This window comes from Paraburkholderia susongensis, from assembly GCF_900177725.1.
In the GTDB taxonomy this organism is placed as follows: Bacteria; Pseudomonadota; Gammaproteobacteria; order Burkholderiales; family Burkholderiaceae; genus Paraburkholderia; species Paraburkholderia susongensis.
Window position 1 is genome coordinate 172,449 of the sequence record NZ_FXAT01000004.1, and the last position, 15,787, is coordinate 188,235.

The window sequence follows — 15,787 nt, forward strand, 5'->3', positions numbered from 1 at the left end:
TACAGTTGCACTGTTCGGGGTGTTGTCAGGGTTCGCCATCGGATTGGGGGTTTGAGCTGGTGCGACCGTCTGCTTCTTCGGAGTGTCAGGAGCTGACATGCACATGGGGAGGGACCTCAGGAGGGGTCGTTAGCCTCTGCGTACTTCGCATGCAGGACTTCGACTAAGCGGCGCTCTCCAACCTTAATCCAGAGTTCCGCTGGGGAATCCTTCGGGTCGGGGAGGCGTAGGGGATACAGCTCATCAAGTGCCTTCAGGAGGTCAAGCGTGATGAGGCTGCCAATGCGGGATGAGAGTGAATCGGACATTACGCCTCAGTATCTCTAATACATTGCAAAATTGGCGTAGAGCGAGAGTCAGGGTTAAGCACTGCTAATCCGCCAGAAGCCCTGTGGTAGCGGCTCCCAGCGGTTCAGCTCAGTCTTCCAGAACTCCGTCCAGGATGAACTGCTTGTAAAGCTCAATCGAATGGATGGCCTTGTCCAGGTCTTCGAGCCGCTTGGCCTTGTCGCCCTTCTTACGGGTTATGTACTTGATGGCCGTGTGAGCACATGCGTTGAGCCCGTTGGCAATCGAGTATTCCATCGGCTGAATTTTCAGGCCCTTGTAATGAGCCCCACCAACCTGACGGTCCAAGGCGGTAACCTCATCCGTGATGGCCACCGTGGGGTTGGTGCCCCTCAGTGAGCTGGCGTCAATCGCCTTCCATTGCGGAAGCACTTCACCGCCACGAGTTTCCGAACTGGTACAGACCCAGCAAATCGAAGGGATGTCATCCAAGCTTCGGCCCTGCACATGGTTCGCACAGGTGTTGCAGTCTCGTTCTTGGCTCAAGCTTGGTCCTTGTAGTCAGCGCATTTTTCGGGAGTGGTGAACCACTGGATAACTTCACGGTCTTGCTGGATGCACCGCACGGACCCATTGCTGAGGTCAATCTTTCCGTGGGTGCAGTCCAGACAGGTCTTGCTGTTCTTTACTGCGGTTTCCAAAGAATCACTTCCTGTTTCTTGAAGTCGTAATCACTGGCACGGCAGATGCGAGCCAGGCGTGCCTGAAGCAATGCGTCCTCTTCAGTCAGCCCCTTCTTCGCGTAGGTTGCCACGATGGATTCCCATGCCCCCTCCACGTCAAAGCGGCTGTCATGCTTTGTCTCGTGGCAGTGTGCCTCCAGAATCGGCTCAGCCTTCTTAGGACCAATGCCAGGGCATCCCTTATAGCCATCAGTGGTGTCACCGATGAGGGCCTGGTAGAGGTGGAAGTAGTTGGCGTGATGTTCATCAATGAGGCGCGGCTTGGTGTCCTTAGCGGGATTCCAGAGCCATCCGGGGATGGTCTGCATATCCTTGTCTTCGGACACGATGATTCGCTTGCCGGGGACCAGCTTTGGGTGGGTGGAGAGGATGCCCATGATGTCGTCTGCTTCCATCGTGGGCTTGCGGTAGCTGCGGTACTTCTCAGCCATGTAGTCCTTCACTGCGGACAGGTGGACCGGACGCTTCGAGTAGTCGCGGTTGGCCTTGTACTCAGGATAGATGCCGATACGCCAGCCTTCCTCAGTCGGGCAGCTCAGGCAGATGATGAGGTCATCAGCCTTCGTGGTTTCCATGTACTCAGCCAGCAGGACATCCACGCGGGGATAGACCTCATCCCATTCGTCCACCGTTAGCGCTTCGATGACCTCACCGTTTTCCCCTTCGAACTTGAATGTCTTCTGGGAGATGGAGGCCACCTTGAACGCCACGATGTCCGCGTCAATCAGCAGCGTGGTCCTCAACCTTTGACCGCTCGATACTGAGTCACTGTGACTTCCACAGGCTCCACTTCGGTACAGTCAGAATCACCGTAGAAGTAATCCGTGTAATAGCTACCAGAGCGGTTCTCGGTAATCGAAAAGTATCGGCCAGTGGGGACGTGCTGCTGAACGGTAGAGCGGCTGGCGTAATCCTTGTAGTCGATTTCCCAATCACCGCCTACGATTTCCTTCAGGTCTTCGCTCTCATCTTCGAATAGCTTCAGGACCTCTGCCGTGGTGATGTTGCTCATGCGAACACCTCAGCGTCCTCACGGTACTCCGCGAACTCCACAGGCACGTACAGATAGAACCCTTCGAACCGTTCCGAGAAGCGAGCCCAGCGACGCATCGAACGGTCGAACTGCTGCTGGTCTTCACAGTGGCTGAGGGTGAACCGCTTGTGCATCAGGTCGTTCGTGAAGGCCAACGTCTGACCGAACTGGCCGTTGCCCCGATACCAGCATTGGCAGATGCCAAAGTCATGATGGCGAGCGCGTTCTTCAGGGTCCAGACCGGAAGCCAGAACGATGACCTGAAGCGGTGGGCGGCCAGCATCCGGGTCGAACGGGTCACTGGAGATGTTGATTTCATACACATGCTCCACCTCACCACCAGCTCCAGCGTACTCAGCGGAGATGAGCGGGTTCACATGCAGGACACCGAAGGCTTCCTGAAGCTTCCGCTGGATGCCTTCCGAGTGCGGGACGAACACATCAATGTCCTTGACCGGACGATTCAGAAGATGGTCCCGTACAGCGCCCCCCGCGATGAGGCCCTGCACACCTACTGCCTGAAGCCGAGCAAGCGCTTCGTCAAATTGTTGGATGAGATTCACTGACGTGCTTTCCTCATAACTGATTGTGTGGTGCCCCATGCGGTCAGGGCAGTGCGCGCCAGGGCACACCGCTGGCTGATGGTCAGGGGGTTTCCGTTGAGTTCCGTGGCGATGCCAGCGATGGTGAGCTGCCGATGTGCTTCCAGCAGCTCAGCCGTGTGGAACGCCATGAGCTGGTCGTGGGTCACCCGCGCGGCTCCGTCCAGCAGAGGTGGTAGCCCTCCTTGACCTCAGCCTTCAGAGCTGGCCAGTCTTCGCGAAGCTCTTGAATCAGATGCTTCGCATACGCGTAGACAATGACGAATGGCAGCGCGAGGGTCAGCAGTAGGACACGCTGCCAGGGATATAGCTGCTGAATCTTCGGATTGAGTTGGCTCACTTCGGGTCCTTTTGAAAGTCCTCAATGCGGCCCTTGTCAGCGTTGCACGAGTTCAGTTGGTTGTCGTATGCCTTGATGCAGTCCACCAGGTCTCCGTTAGTGGCCAGCCTGCACACCGCTGCTTGCGTTCGCGCTGTCAGCGACTTGGGGATTGCTACCGTTTTGGTCTCGGTGACAATCGGGGCTTCGGACTGCGGTTCGCTCACACAGGCTGAGAACAACAGCGGAAGGCACAGGCTCATCAGCCCACGCTTTGACCACAGGGCTGCTCGCTGCGAGGACTTCACGCTGATGCTTGAATGCTGCGTTGTCTTTGTGGATTGCTTGCTCACTTGCTTGCTTCTCCTGGGTAATGGTGTCGAGCTGGCTGAGCTTCTGAACGGCTACTTCCGTAGCACTCGAAGCCTTCACTGAGTTAGCCTTCAGGGTCACGTTCGTGGCCTGGAGCTGCCCGTTCTGCTTCACCGTCGATGTGAATGTGTGGACCGCAAAGAAAGCTGCGGCACAAATGAAAAGGGCCACCGCGATTCCGATGGCCCACTTGATGACACTGCTCGTTAGTCCGAACATCAGTTCTCCCCCAAGTAGAGGTGGTTGGTCCCCAGGCTTGTGTTGTAGTCCACGTTACCTTCGTAAGGGTCTAGGTTGAGAGGCTCGAATCGTGTAGTGGTGTAGTAATTTCCGCGCTCTTCCTCCAGCACGAACACCTCTGCATCATCAGGAAGGCCCGCAAGGTACTCCCTGAGCTGCGCCACGGTGGCCATCAGTGGACCTCCAGGAACGCCTTGCCCTTGCGCGTGGCGAACCACTTACGCCCGAACTTACCGCGCTCCTGCTCGGTCGTGATGAGGCCCATTGATGCTGCCATGCTCACGTACCCAGCATTCACGCGCGCGTAATCGCACTGGAGACTGAAGCCCCCATTCTGTGCGCGGTGCAGGACCTCAATGAGTCTCTGCCCAGTTGCGGCCGATTCCGTACTCTCCATCGAGCGGGCACTTGAACTTGAAATACTCGCCAGCTTTTCGGATAGCTTGGACAGCCAACTTACCAACGGCTTCGCCATGTTCTTCATCTACCTCAATTTGCCATTCGTCATGCACGTTCGCGACGAACTCATAGTTGATACCTGGCACGAGCCCCATCGCCTGAATGTCAGCGTCGAGGATGCACAGGGCCTTTTTCATTTGGATTGCGCCAGCGGATTGCAGCAGGGTATTCAGCGCGGAGTGTTGCGAGCGGATGTGGAGGATGCAGCCATCGAGTCCCTTGAGGAACCCGCGTTCCTTCACTGCGGCCTTGACACGCTCCACGAGCTTGCCCAGTGCAGGGAGGTTGCGCATGAAGTCCGCACGGCTCTTCTTGCCAGCAGAGCGAGCCTTAGGACCCTTCACCCGTGTGGTGATGAACCCAAGCTTCTCGTCACCAGCTCCGTAGATGAACGCGTAGAACCACGTCTTGGCAATGTCACGGCCACTCTCGCCATCGAAGTAGGCGCCCTTAGGGTCCAGTCCAAGAGCCCTGGCGTTGACCGAATGGATATCAGTGCCCTTGCTCTTGTCCCCTTCGAGAACCACCTTGACGTATTCACCACCGTCATACGCAGCCATGTACCCAGCTAGGTCACGTAGCTCCAGTGCAGCAGCATCAGCGCCAACCAGAACCTTGCCCTTGGGGACGGTGAACAGCGCACGGCACTCATGCCCATAAGGCGAATAGCCCGCTGGGACCTGGCCCATGTTTGGCCGGCTGTGGGTCATACGCCTGGTGACTGCACCGTTCGGGTTGACCGAGCCGTGCATGCGTCCGTTCTTCTCGTTCTTCAACCAAGCTTCCTTACCCTCAGCGAGCTGGCCCAGCCGCTTGCACACCATCAGGTACTTCTGGAGTGCCTTAGCTTCTGGATACTGGAGCCCGTTGAGAACCGTTTCGTCCACCTTCGGCTTGCCATCGTTGGTGTACTCATCCGGCTTCCAACCGTAGAGCCGCTTGAGCCACAGAGCGATGTGGTCACGGCTGCCAGGATTGAACTCGGTCAGCTTGATCTTCTGGAACTGAACGCCTGCAACGTAGCCACGCTTCTTGTCATCCCGCTTCGGGGTGAAGATGGCTCCATCGCGCATCCACATCGGCCTGAAGACCGTGGCCAGCTCTTCCTCTTGCCGCAGCTTCTCCTTGACCAGCAGAGCCAGCAGCTTCGCAGCGGCAGGCTTGTCGAACATGAAGCCGTAGCGCTCCTGACGCGAGAGGACCCATGCAACACCATGCTCAATGTCGATGGCTTCCCGTGAGTAGCCCTTGCTCTCCAGCTTCTGGAAGAGCTTGAACGTCACTCCGGTATCCTGAACGCAGTAGTCCTGCATCGCCTGGTTCCAGCGTTCCCACTTGCGAGCCTTGCGCTCCTTCTCATCAGCAATCAGCGGGTCACCTTCATAGTCACCCTTGTAGTCCCCCAGGCGGTAACCCCACGCCTCCAGTGACTGGCGCTTGCGGAGGTTGCCGGGGAGCTTGCCCTTCTCGTACAGCTTGGTGTCGATGTCCCACAGGTCTGGGTAGACCAGGCGGGCATACACCAGCGTGTCGATGACCTTCTTGTGGGCGAGAGAGAACCACGGGTACAGCTTCTGGATAGCCGGGATGTCGTAAGAGATGCCGTTATGCCAAACCGTGAGGTCCGCTGCCTGAGCCATCGCAAGGCCAGCTTCGATGGTATGGATGGGGTCTACAGAGCTGAAGATGTGGACCTTGCCGCTGTCGATGTCCCGGTGGACAATCATGTGAATCTTCGTGATTGAGTCCAGCAGGCCATCGGATTCGATGTCGCTAACTAGTCTCACCGATTACCACCCATACGATGAGTCGGTGATGTACACCTGAGCGTTCGAACGAATCTCGTTCTCTACCTTGTGACGGCTGTTCCGCGTGATGCGGATGAACCAGCGGAAGCCGCGTGCCTTGGCGGGCTGGCCACGGTGCCAGGAGTGGACATTGAACTCAGCGAGCTGGCCTGAGGCTACCTGGATGGTGTCATTCTCATGCGCGCAGATGCGTTGGTCTGCGGTCTTGTAGAAGTTCTGCCCCTTCTCCAGGGCTTTCACGAACGCGTATTCGTTGAAGAGAATGTCCCCAATGAGGAACTCAGTCAGGCTCTCGGTGCCCGCATCCACGATACACAGCAGATGCTCAGTCTCGTACTCAGGGTCGAAGATGTCAGGCTGTCCACCCCAGCGGTTAGGATCACGCGGCGCATCATCGGTGTGCCAGCCAGGGATGCACGGGTACATTCCCGGCATCAGCATGTGGTGGCGTGAGTCAATGATGCAACCATCGAGATTCCCCCAGATGCCAGTAGCTTCATCCAGGAACCGGCGCGTCAGCCAGCCGCCGTGCTTGAACGCAAACGCGTGCTCAGCCCGAAATAACATCGGCTCTGCCTTGATGGTCTCTGGTGTCAGATTCACAGGGGTAATGCCACTGTCATGCAGCTTCACGCCGCTATAGTGCTTGGTCATTCGCTCTCCCTATCGAGTAGCCAATCCAAATGAAAAAGGGCCACCCGAAGGCAGCCCTATGTTTGTCGTGCGTGTACTTCACTTACCGAAGTGCGCTCCCAGCAGGAACAGCGCACGTTCACCCTGCCTACGCTTGGTGAGCCCAGCGAGTACCTTGCCGCCTGCGTGGTCCCACTTCAGGAACTCATCCGCTGCACCTTCGATGTCCCCAGCGTTGAGCTTCTTGAGCAACGTGGAGCCAGCGAGCGCACCGATGCCCAGGTTGAACGCGAAGTCCACCAGCGCATCAAACTCATCCTGGGTGAAGTCGGGCAGTCCATCCGTATCGGGGCTGCCTGCATCGTCCAAAGTGACCAGCCGATTGACAGCAGCGGAGAACTTGGCGATGTCCTGAAGGAGAAGCGCTAAGGCTTGCTCCTGGGTGATGGTGAGGCCCTTGCAGACCTCAGGACCTGTGTGGCCGTAGCCGATGGTCCAGACACCTACAGAATCCTGATAGGCAGTCAACCTGCAACCCTCGAACTGCTGGGTGAGTTGCAGGCCGGTCTTCGAGTAGCTGAAGCTCAGTCGAATACCTTGCTGACTGCTGCGCGGAGCTTGGCTGCTGCATCAGCTTCCGAGCGTGCCACTGCGGCCTTCGCGTTGTGGGCTGCTGCCTGTGCTTCATGCAACAGAGCCGCTGCGCGATGACCAGCTTCAGCCTTCGCCAGTGCTGCTACGGATGCCTTCAGACCACTCGTGACTGCCGATACGATTTTCGCTGCGAACATGGTTAGTCCTTTCAGAATGGGGAGTCTTCGTCCCACGGGGGTTGTTTGCTTGAGCCGCTCTCGTCATCGAACGGGTTACCGTCCAGTGCCTTGAGTAGCCCTGTCTCAGCGTCATAGCCGAGGTAGATGGTCTTGCCTGTTGCCTGCCCTGTGTAGCGGTCCTTCAGAACTCGCAGAGTGGTCACCTGGCGGATGCTTTCGTCATCAGCCTGCTGGTCACGCTCCAAGCCAAACATGTAGTAGGACCAGAAGCCAATCGCACGGGACCCTTTGAAGTGGCGGATGGTGACGCGTCCACCTTCTTCATGGCTCTTGCCTTTCTCCGGTGTGGTCAGGTGGGACACAAAGGTGATGATGATGTCCAGCTCTTTAGCCAAGCCAGCCATCTCCTTCATGATCTGCTCCAGCGAGCCCTTCTCATCAGCGGTGTCAGCCATCGCTGTGAGGTGGTCGATGTAGATCACGCGGATACCTTCAGAGACAGCCATGAAGCGAACCTTCGACTTCACGATGTCCCATTCAGTCTCACCGAAGGAGTCGTACATGATGAGACTGTCAGCAGCCTCAAGCTCATCCACAGCAGCCTCCAGTTCCTCCTGAGTCCAGCCGTCATCAGGCACATGGAACCGCTTTCCCTTCAGCTTCCCAGCGACACGCTTAGCGGTCTCTGTGGGGGCCTGCTCCAGGAAGATGGTCCCGACACGCAGCTTCAGAACGCTGATGTCGTATGCGAGCTGCTGGGTCAGGAGGTCAGTCTTGCCCACTCCAGTACCCGCACCGAGCCCATAGATTTCCCCATAGCGACGGCCATAGGTGATGTCAGTGAGTTCAGGGAGGAACCACGGAAGGCCAATCTCAACAGCCTTGCGGAGCTGTTCGCGGATGTCCTTGATGTTTACCAGGCCATCGGGGCGATAACTCTTTGCCCCCCAGATAGCGTCGATGACCTCAGAGCCCCTGCCCGCGAGCAACATCTCGTTCGGGTCTTTGAACCCGTTCGGGAGGCTCGCGAGCTTGCACTTGCCGGGGGTGAAGAGCGGGGCACATTCAGCCATCGCTTCGCGGCCAGGCTCATCCATATCGAACAGCAGGACAACTTCTTCGAACTGCTCCAGCCACTCCAGATGCTTCTTGAGAGCCTTTGCAGCCCCCTGAGCGCCGTTCGGTACGGACACCACAGGCCACTTATTGCCCTGAAGCTGGGAGACCGTCATGCAGTCAATCTCGCCTTCGGTGATGACAATCTTCTTGCCGCCATCACGCCAGAGCTGCTGACCAAACAGGCCAGCACTCTTGAACTCCCCAAGCGTGACGAAGTTCTTCTCCGCATCGCGCATCTTCTGAGCCACCAAGGTGGTCCCATCGAAGTACGGAGCGAGCTGCACGGTGTTGCCCTTGCTGCTAGTTCCTACGGTGTACCCGAACTTCTGGCACGTTTCCTCAGTGAGTTTCCGCTTGGGTAACGCGCGGACCTCACCATCCAGAATCAAATCCTTTCCCACCTTTCTCCCTGCCGTGGCTCGTGGTGTGTACTCTTGGCCGTCTGTAGGAGGCTCCCAGTGCTTACACCCCTGGGTGAAACAGTGGGCGTGCCCATCGGAGTAGCGCGCAAGGTTGTCCTTGCTGCCACACTTAGGGCACGGCTCCTTGTGGATGAATTCGCTCTCAGCCATGCGGCTTAGGCGAGCACGCCCTGATTCTTGAGGGCGTTGTAGGTGCGGAAGGAGATGTTCGTGGACCAGCCGCGCTGCTGGTCACGGGTGAGGCGCGGAGTGCGCTTCAGGGCATCACGAACGGTGACTGCGAGAGCCGTGGGGTTCATGCAGTCACACAGCATGTTGGCGAATGCTTGGCGAATGACGTTCATTAGATGACCTCCAGTTCGTGTGCGTCGAAAGGGCTCAGTCCCGGCTGGTCGCTGAAGCGCACTTCATACGGCCAGAGTCCATCAAGTGCCGTAATCCGCTCCAGAACGCCCTCACGCTGATGCAATACGCCAGCAGCCACCACACGAACCCGAGCGCCAACCTTCAGTTCCCCCTTCGCGGCCAGCATGTATCGAGCGTACGTCTTGCCGTTCGGGTCCTGCTTCGTTTCCGTTTCGATGTTCATGCCGCGCTTGCGCAGCACTTCGATGGCCGAAGCCAGGCGGAAGATGCCGAAGTTGCTCAGGGCTTCCAGAGCGGTGATGCTGCGGCCCGACTCCAGGAATACCTGGATGTTCTGGATGCCAGTCTTTTTCTTGAACGTGTTGTTGCTGAGTTTGTTGCTCATGTGGATTCCTTTGGATGTGTGTATCCCTGCCGATGAGCTGGCATAGGGACCGCCTAAAGAGGACTTTGGTTTAGCGGAGTGAGAACGTCAGCGGGGCTTCGAAGAGCTGCCGAAGCCACTCTTCAATTCGCGCCATGAATCGGCTGTACATAACCGGACTCCTGGAGGAACTGCTTGACATCGAAGTTAGGACACTCGGTCTTCGCGTTGGGAAGGTCACGGTGGCCCACTACGATGGCTTGAGGGAACTGCCGGTGAAGCACTGCGACAAGCTGAAGAAGGTTCTCGCGCTGGACTTCGGTGAAGTTGTCAGCGCGATTACCAGCCTGGTCCAGCCCTCCCGCCATGCAGATGCCGATGGACTTGTTATCGAATCCGGGAGCGTGGCCACCAATCTGGTCCAGTGCGCGGCCTGTCTCGATGTTGCCCTTGCGGTCAAGGACATAGTGATAGCCAATCCACAAACGGCCCTTTAGCCTGTGGATGCGCTCCATGTATGCCTTATCGACTTTCTGACGGGGCTTGGTGTTGGAACAATGGACTACGATGTAGACCACTGAATCAGCGGTCAGCTTGGTCATCAGAACTGGTAGCCGATGCCTGCTTCATACATGGCATCTGCCACTTGGTCCCCGAACTGCCCCACTTGATTGGAGACGTATTCGCGAGAGGCCAGGCCGGTGGCTTCCATCAGGACGCTTCGTACCTTCTCAGCTTCGTCCATCGACAGAACCAGCTTCACGTTTCCGTTCTGGGTATGCTTGACTTTCATTCTGGCTCCCTCAGAACCACGTATAGATGCCGTGGAGGAAACCCAGCGGCGTGAACAGGCCGATGAGGGCCACAATCATCTCCACAGACATAGCGCCAGCCATGTGCTTGATGATCCAGACAACGTTGGTGATGTAGCCGCTGACGCACAGTAGGACCATCATGAGATACAGCAGTGCCACGAGCGTGAGACCCTTGTGATTCATCACTTCAGTTTCTCCTTGAGCCACGCATCGGGAATCCATTTGTCCGCGTACTGGAACCCATGCTTCTCACACCACATCCCATAGGTCGTCTTGCTGGCCTTGCTGATGGTGGTCTTCGAGCGGGTGAACACGAACCGGATGTCGATACCCGGATGCTGGTCTTTGATGAGTAGGTGTTTCTTCCGGTCAGCGGTTTCGAACCGCCCCTTGGTCTCGATGTAGATGCCGTTCGGGAGCCGGAAGTCGGGGGTGTACTTGTGGGGTGTCGCTGGGGTCACGTAGGGAATCTTTTCTTCCTCATACGCGGCAACCACTCCAGCCTGGCGAAGCTGTTCTGCAACAGCCTCTTCCAGACCAGAGCGATACGCGGCTTCAACGTGCCGCGCACCGTAACCAGCACGGGCCATCAGAACTCGTCAGGGGTATCCGAAGCTGCGCCAGTGGATTCACCAGCGTCATCGTCCGAGTCACCCGAAGGCATCTCATCAGCTTCGTCATAGCCTTCTTCCTGGCCGAAGCCGAAGCTCGAAGCCGAACGCGAGCCTTCACTCACCAGCTCCAGCAGCTGGACTGCCTGCAAGCGCATCGATAGGCCAGCAGCGCCAGTGCCCGGAATGAAGTACGGGCTCGCTTCGAACGCAACGATGCCTTCCGAGCCACCCCAGATGCTGGGCGGGTTCTTCAGAGCGATACCCTTGGCGTTGAAGATGGACGGCTTGCGCTTCCACTCTTCGCCCTTCTTGTTCTTGCCTGATGCCTTCATCGTGAACTTGAAGATGAGGTTGCCAGTCGGCTCTTCGGTCTCCTGGTCATACTCGGTGGCGTAGAGGTCGTTCTTCGTGACCTCCTTCAGCTTCTTGCGCTGTTCCACCTTCAGGGTCTTGAACTCCGCTTCAGCGGCTTCAATGGCCTTCTCGTACTCCGGCTGGAGCTTCTTGATGAGCGGGGCGGCTTCCTCTTCGGTCAGCACGAGCTGAACCTTGTACTCACCATCCGGCTTCGGGAACTTCTCATTACCGAAGTCCGGCTTGGTCAGTGCGGGGTACTTGAAGATGCCACGCGGGGAGTTCGCTTTGAACAGCTTGGGTCGTTTTTCTGCCATGTCAGTGGTATTGCTTGATGAGATTGAAAGACTGCTCTGCATTGTCCACGTCGATGCCTTCTGCTTGCATCTTCATGAACAGGTCAACAGGGAGGGGACTGCCGGATGCCCAGTGGGTTTCTGCCTGGGCGCAGAGGAATTCCGCGTGGGTCATCGGAGTTCACCTTGCACGTAATCACGGAGAGCTTTCATCTCCCGCGTGAAGAAGCCATCAGCATCCTTGGAGATGCGCTGAGCTTTGTTGATGAGTTCGCTGGGGTCCAGCTTCAGCTCTTCGCAGAGGACCGAGAAGAGGACAGCCACGCCAACGACTTGCTTTGCTTTGGGCATCGTCTGGACAGCGGAGACAGCCGCGAAGGCCGCCTCTACTGCGTGAAACGACACCACTGAATTGAGTTGGTCCTTGTTCATTCGACCAGATAGCCCTTCATGCGGAGGTCGAAGTCAGCCTTCATCGCTGCGAAGGTGGGGAAGCCGTGAGCACGGGCAAAGCGGTTCAGCTTGCGGGTGCCTTTAGCGCCGCTGCGGATGCCACCAACGGTACGGAGGGTGCGGACGGTAATCATGTGGAGCCTTTCAGATGTGGGAAAAAGTTGTGGGTGCGGTTTGTAGAGCGAGAGTCAGGGTTTAGCCCTGTGCTTCTCCAGAAGCCTTTCCATGAGGGACTTCGAGAGCGCTGCATGTACGTTTTCCTCCACCCATGAGCGGTGCTCTTCGTAGGTGTGGTGGTGTACGCAGCGGGATGAATAGAGAGCTGTGCCGGTTCGGACGGAGCCAATGAGCGCCTTCACCGAATAGGTTCGGTAGCCGTTCCGTTCGGGTCCCCATCCGGTTTCCAAAATGCGGACGTTCATTGACCTCCAGAAAGAGAAAGCCCCCCAGCGAGATTGCTGAGGGCCGTTTGGTAGAGCGAGAGTCAGGGTTTAGCCATCATCTCTATTTGCAACACATGCACAAGTGGAACGCTCAGGCGAAAAAATACTCCGAGTGCATCACGTCTTCCAAATCCAGGGAGCCGCTAGGGGGCAGCGGGGGCAGCTCAGCGGCCAGCTCCGGGGGCAGTTGATTAGCAAGCTGGTTGCGGAAGTCAGCCAGCACTTCACCGCTGTACTGATCCACGAAGGCGCGGCGCAGACAGTTCCGAAGAGTGTCAGCGAGCCCTGCGTGTGCCCCGTACGAATCATGAATCATGGCGAAGTGGGTCACCTCATGGTTCAGGCAGTAGTTCACCGTCCGCATCATATGAGCCGCATCCAGTGAGTGGATGAAGTTCGGGGAGATGCCAGCAGATTGCTTGCGACGGTCCAGCTTGTCGCCTTCGTTCTTCAGCATCATCTGAACGCGCTTGCCCGCCACCGTGAAGTCCAATGCCTGGCCCAGCATCTCACGGTAGTCCTGGAGGACCAGCAGACCGCTGGGGGTGACCCAATGGATGGGCAGCGAGTCCGAAGCGGCCACCTTGGCAGCATCGCGGAGCCAGTCCATAGCCAAGTGAGCAGCCACCACCACCTTACCGATGGCCTGGTAGTTGGTGTCAGCCAGATACTGGCAGTCCTTCAGGTCCGCAGTGACCTCCAGCACGGTGCCTTGCTCAGCGGCTTCGGTCTTCATCTTCTGGAACACGCCTTCGACCTGTTGGCACATGCCCCGCTTGGTGGCTCCGTAAGGGGTCGTCATGGTGTTGGGCTTGGCCAGCTTGCGGGTCATCTTGCCCTGCCACTTGAGGCCCATAGCGGAGCCCTCAGCAGCATCCTCAGCCATGAGCATGTTGGCAGCCTTGGCGACTTCACTATAGATGTCGCTGGGCTTGTCACTCGGAACCAGACCAACCGCAGCGCCGCCCACCTCATCCTTCAGCAGCGCGGAGAAGTTCTGGAGGCCATTGCACGCGCCATCCCAAGAGCAAGGTAGATAGGACAGGAACTCTTCCTGAGCCTTGCCCATATCCGTGTGCATCGAGAGGGCCAGCCACTCATAGCAGAACGCCAGGAACATGTATGGGCTGTCCGCATCGGCCCACCAGCGGGAGCCATCCAGCGGATTCATCGCGGCCTCAAGAATCTGGTCGTGATGGTCTTCGACCCACTGAACGCGCTCTTCGAAGGCAACCTTGTCGATACCGAACGTGTTGGCCCCGTGGATGGCCAGCCAGCGCGCACCGTTCTCACCCAGCGGGTAACCATCGGCAAACTGAAGGAGCGCCTTATCGGAGTCCGAGCCTTGCGGGTTCAGGAACGTGGCCACAGGGTACGCACGGCCACGCCAGTCCAGATTGTGGACATAGAAGAACCGCTCGATGTCTTCGAACTTCTCTGCCATCCACAGCTTGGACGACATGCCAGCCCGCTTCGATGCGCCACGGATGTTGCCTTCATAGACGCCAGCAGCCTGCTTCTTCCACGCCTTCAGCTCTTCAGGGTCCGGGTTCTCCAGGTCAAAGTGCTTGGGCGGGAGAGCTTGCGGCTCACGAGCGGGGAGCTTGCCCAGCCGTCCACCGCCATCCCACACCTCACGCATCACATGGAAGACCGCCTTATTGATGGCCCACGGGGTTTCCTGAAGAGCGTTGATGCTGCGGTAGACCATCGGCATGTCAACCTGCTTCAGGTCCTCCAGATAGTTCCGGTTGGCCGTCTTGATGAGTGGGAAGCGCATCGGCTTGGTCAGGTAGCCGCCACCTAACGGGCCAGTCCAGGGCAGCGGCTTGACCACCATCGGCATACACATGGGGCTCATCAGGGCGCACCGAGCGTGGCCATCAGCGAGCCACTTAGCGGTGGCTTCGGTGGGCGCGACGATGTACGGGGTGTCATTCGCACCGCGCACGTACTTCTGAATCTCCACCAGCCCGGTAGCCTCAGCGAAGAGATGGATGAGGGCCGTACCGAGCCGCATCTTCTCGCTCACGCCCCACTTGATGGTGGCCACCTTGGCGAACTTCTGCTGCACCCTAAGGACGATGTGGCGGTGGCGCTCATCGCGGGTCTTCTCGATTTTCTTCAGGAGCTGCTTATAAAGCCCAGGCTCAGCAGCCTTCAGGGCATCGAAGTTCAGGCAGTCCTCCAGCCGGTTGGCGATGTCACCAGCCACCGCGCCAATCACGGACATCTTGCCCATGTGGTTGAACACCACCTTGGCGGTCACGAAGGCCACCAGCTTACGGTCTTCAAACTGGTCCAGGTACTTGATGATGCCCACCGAGCGGGAGGCCGTGCCAGCCAGCCCATCCTCAATGAACTTCTCGATGGCAGCAGCCGTGGGCTCGATGGCAGCCTTCATCAGCTTCAGGCCAGGCGGAAGGGTGTCTTCACCGTTGGCCATCTGCTCGTTGTAGCGCTTCATGCCCAGGCCGATGGCTTCCTCTTCCAGTTCGATTTGAAGAGCGTGGAGGTCTGCTGTGGTCGTCATGATGTGTTCCTGTAGTGGAATACTGTGGGCAATAAAAAGCCCCTCCACGTCGATGCGTAGAGAGGTGGCTGGAGTGTGGCCTGTCGAACGGTCAGCTACAGCCAGCCGTGACTATACCGCAAGTCTTCCCCTAGTGGAACACTATAGGGAATCTTCAGGGTAATCATTAGTTCATCTCTAAGGGGAGATTTCATCTCCACCGCGAGAGTCAGGGTTTAGGGGTGTTTTTGGGACGCGAGCTGTGTCCTGGAGGCGGTCACAGCGTTCCACTTGGGGATTGCTTTGGGCAAAGAAAAAGCCCCGAACTGGTTTCCCAGCCGGGGCTTCTTTTGACAGCTTTGGGGGCTACTTTGGCTTCCTCTTCACGAAGCCTGTAATCCCCTTATGGTCACGTTTGTGACTACTTGTGACCAAACTTTCGTCCTTCGCAGTGTGCTGAAAATCGCTGGAAGGCTTACTGAGATTGGTAGGCCGTACGGGATTCGAACCTGTGACCAACGGATTAAAAGTCCGCTGCTCTACCAGCTGAGCTAACGACCCAAAAGAGAAGCGAAATTATATCGGCGGGCTTATGGCCTGTCAACCCGATAGGGCAGTAGAGCCATCAAGCCATGCTTACTTCACTGAACACTTCGAGCACGAAAATGAAAAGCCCGGACATTGCTGCCCGGGCTCTTCAGCGAGAGGCGCGCGTGACCATGACCTCAGACACTGCGCGTACTGCCAACTACTCAATCG

Annotated in this window: 25 protein-coding genes and 1 tRNA gene; all 26 read right to left on the reverse strand. The window is 57.6% G+C overall.

The window, feature by feature from the left end:
* Window positions 1-116 precede the first annotated feature (116 nt).
* The 26 genes from B9Z01_RS35860 to B9Z01_RS13790 all read right to left on the reverse strand — a co-directional run bounded on the left by B9Z01_RS35860 (window position 117) and on the right by B9Z01_RS13790 (window position 15,589).
* Window positions 117-308 (reverse strand): hypothetical protein, encoded by a 192-nt coding sequence (locus B9Z01_RS35860; RefSeq protein WP_085483826.1) that lies wholly within the window; start codon window positions 306-308, stop codon window positions 117-119.
* Window positions 309-417: 109 nt separating this feature from the next.
* Window positions 418-834, reverse strand: coding sequence for a DUF3310 domain-containing protein (locus B9Z01_RS13685; protein ID WP_143808933.1), 417 nt, complete (start codon window positions 832-834; stop codon window positions 418-420).
* Window positions 835-973: 139 nt separating this feature from the next.
* Window positions 974-1,774, reverse strand: a complete 801-nt coding sequence (locus B9Z01_RS13690) for a hypothetical protein (RefSeq protein WP_085483830.1) — start codon at window positions 1,772-1,774, stop codon at window positions 974-976.
* Entirely contained in the window at window positions 1,771-2,043 is a 273-nt protein-coding gene (locus B9Z01_RS13695; RefSeq protein ID WP_085483832.1) for a hypothetical protein, read from the reverse strand. The genes B9Z01_RS13690 and B9Z01_RS13695 overlap by 4 nt, the downstream gene beginning before the upstream one ends.
* On the reverse strand, window positions 2,040-2,627 hold the full coding sequence (locus B9Z01_RS34840) for a Gabija anti-defense Gad2 family protein (protein WP_167387476.1): 588 nt from the start codon (window positions 2,625-2,627) through the stop codon (window positions 2,040-2,042). The genes B9Z01_RS13695 and B9Z01_RS34840 overlap by 4 nt, the downstream gene beginning before the upstream one ends.
* Window positions 2,624-2,815 (reverse strand): hypothetical protein, encoded by a 192-nt coding sequence (locus B9Z01_RS35550; protein WP_085483836.1) that lies wholly within the window; start codon window positions 2,813-2,815, stop codon window positions 2,624-2,626. Before B9Z01_RS35550 ends, B9Z01_RS34840 begins: the two co-directional genes overlap by 4 nt.
* Window positions 2,812-3,006 carry a hypothetical protein gene (locus tag B9Z01_RS13710; protein WP_085483838.1) on the reverse strand — a complete coding sequence of 65 codons (195 nt, stop codon included), beginning with the start codon at window positions 3,004-3,006 and terminating at the stop codon, window positions 2,812-2,814. The genes B9Z01_RS35550 and B9Z01_RS13710 overlap by 4 nt, the downstream gene beginning before the upstream one ends.
* Entirely contained in the window at window positions 3,003-3,338 is a 336-nt protein-coding gene (gene lysC, locus B9Z01_RS34845) for an Rz1-like lysis system protein LysC (protein ID WP_143808935.1), read from the reverse strand. The genes B9Z01_RS13710 and lysC overlap by 4 nt, the downstream gene beginning before the upstream one ends.
* Window positions 3,339-3,575: 237 nt before the next feature.
* On the reverse strand, window positions 3,576-3,770 hold the full coding sequence (locus tag B9Z01_RS13720) for a hypothetical protein (protein ID WP_085483842.1): 195 nt from the start codon (window positions 3,768-3,770) through the stop codon (window positions 3,576-3,578).
* Between the two features lie 180 nt (window positions 3,771-3,950).
* Window positions 3,951-5,783, reverse strand: coding sequence for a DNA polymerase (locus B9Z01_RS13725; RefSeq protein WP_085483844.1), 1,833 nt, complete (start codon window positions 5,781-5,783; stop codon window positions 3,951-3,953).
* Window positions 5,784-5,846: 63 nt separating this feature from the next.
* Complete coding sequence (locus tag B9Z01_RS13730) at window positions 5,847-6,518, reverse strand: hypothetical protein (protein ID WP_085483846.1); 672 nt, start codon at window positions 6,516-6,518, stop codon at window positions 5,847-5,849.
* Between the two features lie 78 nt (window positions 6,519-6,596).
* Window positions 6,597-7,025: a lysozyme gene (locus B9Z01_RS13735; RefSeq protein ID WP_244196013.1), complete on the reverse strand. Its 429-nt coding sequence runs from the start codon at window positions 7,023-7,025 to the stop codon at window positions 6,597-6,599.
* 56 nt (window positions 7,026-7,081) lie between these two features.
* The gene (locus B9Z01_RS34850) at window positions 7,082-7,288 is read right to left on the reverse strand and encodes a hypothetical protein (RefSeq protein ID WP_143808936.1); all 207 of its coding nucleotides are present in this window, start codon (window positions 7,286-7,288) and stop codon (window positions 7,082-7,084) included.
* A gap of 11 nt (window positions 7,289-7,299) precedes the next feature.
* Complete coding sequence (locus B9Z01_RS13740; protein WP_208625994.1) at window positions 7,300-8,790, reverse strand: DnaB-like helicase C-terminal domain-containing protein; 1,491 nt, start codon at window positions 8,788-8,790, stop codon at window positions 7,300-7,302.
* A gap of 176 nt (window positions 8,791-8,966) precedes the next feature.
* Window positions 8,967-9,155: a hypothetical protein gene (locus B9Z01_RS13745; RefSeq protein WP_085483851.1), complete on the reverse strand. Its 189-nt coding sequence runs from the start codon at window positions 9,153-9,155 to the stop codon at window positions 8,967-8,969.
* On the reverse strand, window positions 9,155-9,562 hold the full coding sequence (locus B9Z01_RS13750) for a helix-turn-helix domain-containing protein (protein WP_085483852.1): 408 nt from the start codon (window positions 9,560-9,562) through the stop codon (window positions 9,155-9,157). Before B9Z01_RS13750 ends, B9Z01_RS13745 begins: the two co-directional genes overlap by 1 nt.
* 122 nt (window positions 9,563-9,684) lie before the next feature.
* Window positions 9,685-10,143 carry an N-acetylmuramoyl-L-alanine amidase gene (locus tag B9Z01_RS13755; protein WP_085483853.1) on the reverse strand — a complete coding sequence of 153 codons (459 nt, stop codon included), beginning with the start codon at window positions 10,141-10,143 and terminating at the stop codon, window positions 9,685-9,687.
* On the reverse strand, window positions 10,143-10,334 hold the full coding sequence (locus tag B9Z01_RS13760; protein WP_085483854.1) for a hypothetical protein: 192 nt from the start codon (window positions 10,332-10,334) through the stop codon (window positions 10,143-10,145). The genes B9Z01_RS13755 and B9Z01_RS13760 overlap by 1 nt, the downstream gene beginning before the upstream one ends.
* 10 nt (window positions 10,335-10,344) lie before the next feature.
* Window positions 10,345-10,542 carry a hypothetical protein gene (locus B9Z01_RS13765; protein ID WP_143808937.1) on the reverse strand — a complete coding sequence of 66 codons (198 nt, stop codon included), beginning with the start codon at window positions 10,540-10,542 and terminating at the stop codon, window positions 10,345-10,347.
* Window positions 10,539-10,946, reverse strand: coding sequence for a hypothetical protein (locus tag B9Z01_RS13770; protein ID WP_085483856.1), 408 nt, complete (start codon window positions 10,944-10,946; stop codon window positions 10,539-10,541). The genes B9Z01_RS13765 and B9Z01_RS13770 overlap by 4 nt, the downstream gene beginning before the upstream one ends.
* Complete coding sequence (locus B9Z01_RS13775) at window positions 10,946-11,641, reverse strand: DUF2815 domain-containing protein (protein WP_085483857.1); 696 nt, start codon at window positions 11,639-11,641, stop codon at window positions 10,946-10,948. The genes B9Z01_RS13770 and B9Z01_RS13775 overlap by 1 nt, the downstream gene beginning before the upstream one ends.
* 1 nt (window position 11,642) lies before the next feature.
* Complete coding sequence (locus B9Z01_RS35555; RefSeq protein ID WP_167387477.1) at window positions 11,643-11,795, reverse strand: hypothetical protein; 153 nt, start codon at window positions 11,793-11,795, stop codon at window positions 11,643-11,645.
* Window positions 11,792-12,052: a hypothetical protein gene (locus B9Z01_RS13780; RefSeq protein ID WP_085483858.1), complete on the reverse strand. Its 261-nt coding sequence runs from the start codon at window positions 12,050-12,052 to the stop codon at window positions 11,792-11,794. The genes B9Z01_RS35555 and B9Z01_RS13780 overlap by 4 nt, the downstream gene beginning before the upstream one ends.
* Window positions 12,049-12,207, reverse strand: coding sequence for a hypothetical protein (locus B9Z01_RS35560; RefSeq protein WP_167387478.1), 159 nt, complete (start codon window positions 12,205-12,207; stop codon window positions 12,049-12,051). The genes B9Z01_RS13780 and B9Z01_RS35560 overlap by 4 nt, the downstream gene beginning before the upstream one ends.
* Window positions 12,208-12,607: 400 nt before the next feature.
* On the reverse strand, window positions 12,608-15,049 hold the full coding sequence (locus B9Z01_RS13785) for a DNA-directed RNA polymerase (RefSeq protein ID WP_085483860.1): 2,442 nt from the start codon (window positions 15,047-15,049) through the stop codon (window positions 12,608-12,610).
* Window positions 15,050-15,513: 464 nt separating this feature from the next.
* Window positions 15,514-15,589: transfer RNA gene (locus B9Z01_RS13790), tRNA-Lys, on the reverse strand.
* Window positions 15,590-15,787 lie beyond the last annotated feature (198 nt).

Coding starts and splice junctions, on each gene's coding strand:
- B9Z01_RS35860 (WP_085483826.1), bottom strand. CDS start 308: ATGTCCGATTCACTCTCATCCCGCATTGGCAGCCTCATCACGCTTGAC.
- B9Z01_RS13695 (WP_085483832.1), bottom strand. CDS start 2,043: ATGAGCAACATCACCACGGCAGAGGTCCTGAAGCTATTCGAAGATGAG.
- B9Z01_RS13720 (WP_085483842.1), bottom strand. CDS start 3,770: ATGGCCACCGTGGCGCAGCTCAGGGAGTACCTTGCGGGCCTTCCTGAT.
- B9Z01_RS13725 (WP_085483844.1), bottom strand. CDS start 5,783: ATGATTGTCCACCGGGACATCGACAGCGGCAAGGTCCACATCTTCAGC.
- B9Z01_RS13730 (WP_085483846.1), bottom strand. CDS start 6,518: ATGACCAAGCACTATAGCGGCGTGAAGCTGCATGACAGTGGCATTACC.
- B9Z01_RS34850 (WP_143808936.1), bottom strand. CDS start 7,288: ATGTTCGCAGCGAAAATCGTATCGGCAGTCACGAGTGGTCTGAAGGCA.
- B9Z01_RS13745 (WP_085483851.1), bottom strand. CDS start 9,155: ATGAACGTCATTCGCCAAGCATTCGCCAACATGCTGTGTGACTGCATG.
- B9Z01_RS13750 (WP_085483852.1), bottom strand. CDS start 9,562: ATGAGCAACAAACTCAGCAACAACACGTTCAAGAAAAAGACTGGCATC.
- B9Z01_RS13755 (WP_085483853.1), bottom strand. CDS start 10,143: ATGACCAAGCTGACCGCTGATTCAGTGGTCTACATCGTAGTCCATTGT.
- B9Z01_RS13760 (WP_085483854.1), bottom strand. CDS start 10,334: ATGAAAGTCAAGCATACCCAGAACGGAAACGTGAAGCTGGTTCTGTCG.
- B9Z01_RS13770 (WP_085483856.1), bottom strand. CDS start 10,946: ATGGCCCGTGCTGGTTACGGTGCGCGGCACGTTGAAGCCGCGTATCGC.
- B9Z01_RS13775 (WP_085483857.1), bottom strand. CDS start 11,641: ATGGCAGAAAAACGACCCAAGCTGTTCAAAGCGAACTCCCCGCGTGGC.
- B9Z01_RS35555 (WP_167387477.1), bottom strand. CDS start 11,795: ATGACCCACGCGGAATTCCTCTGCGCCCAGGCAGAAACCCACTGGGCA.
- B9Z01_RS13780 (WP_085483858.1), bottom strand. CDS start 12,052: ATGAACAAGGACCAACTCAATTCAGTGGTGTCGTTTCACGCAGTAGAG.
- B9Z01_RS35560 (WP_167387478.1), bottom strand. CDS start 12,207: ATGATTACCGTCCGCACCCTCCGTACCGTTGGTGGCATCCGCAGCGGC.
- B9Z01_RS13785 (WP_085483860.1), bottom strand. CDS start 15,049: ATGACGACCACAGCAGACCTCCACGCTCTTCAAATCGAACTGGAAGAG.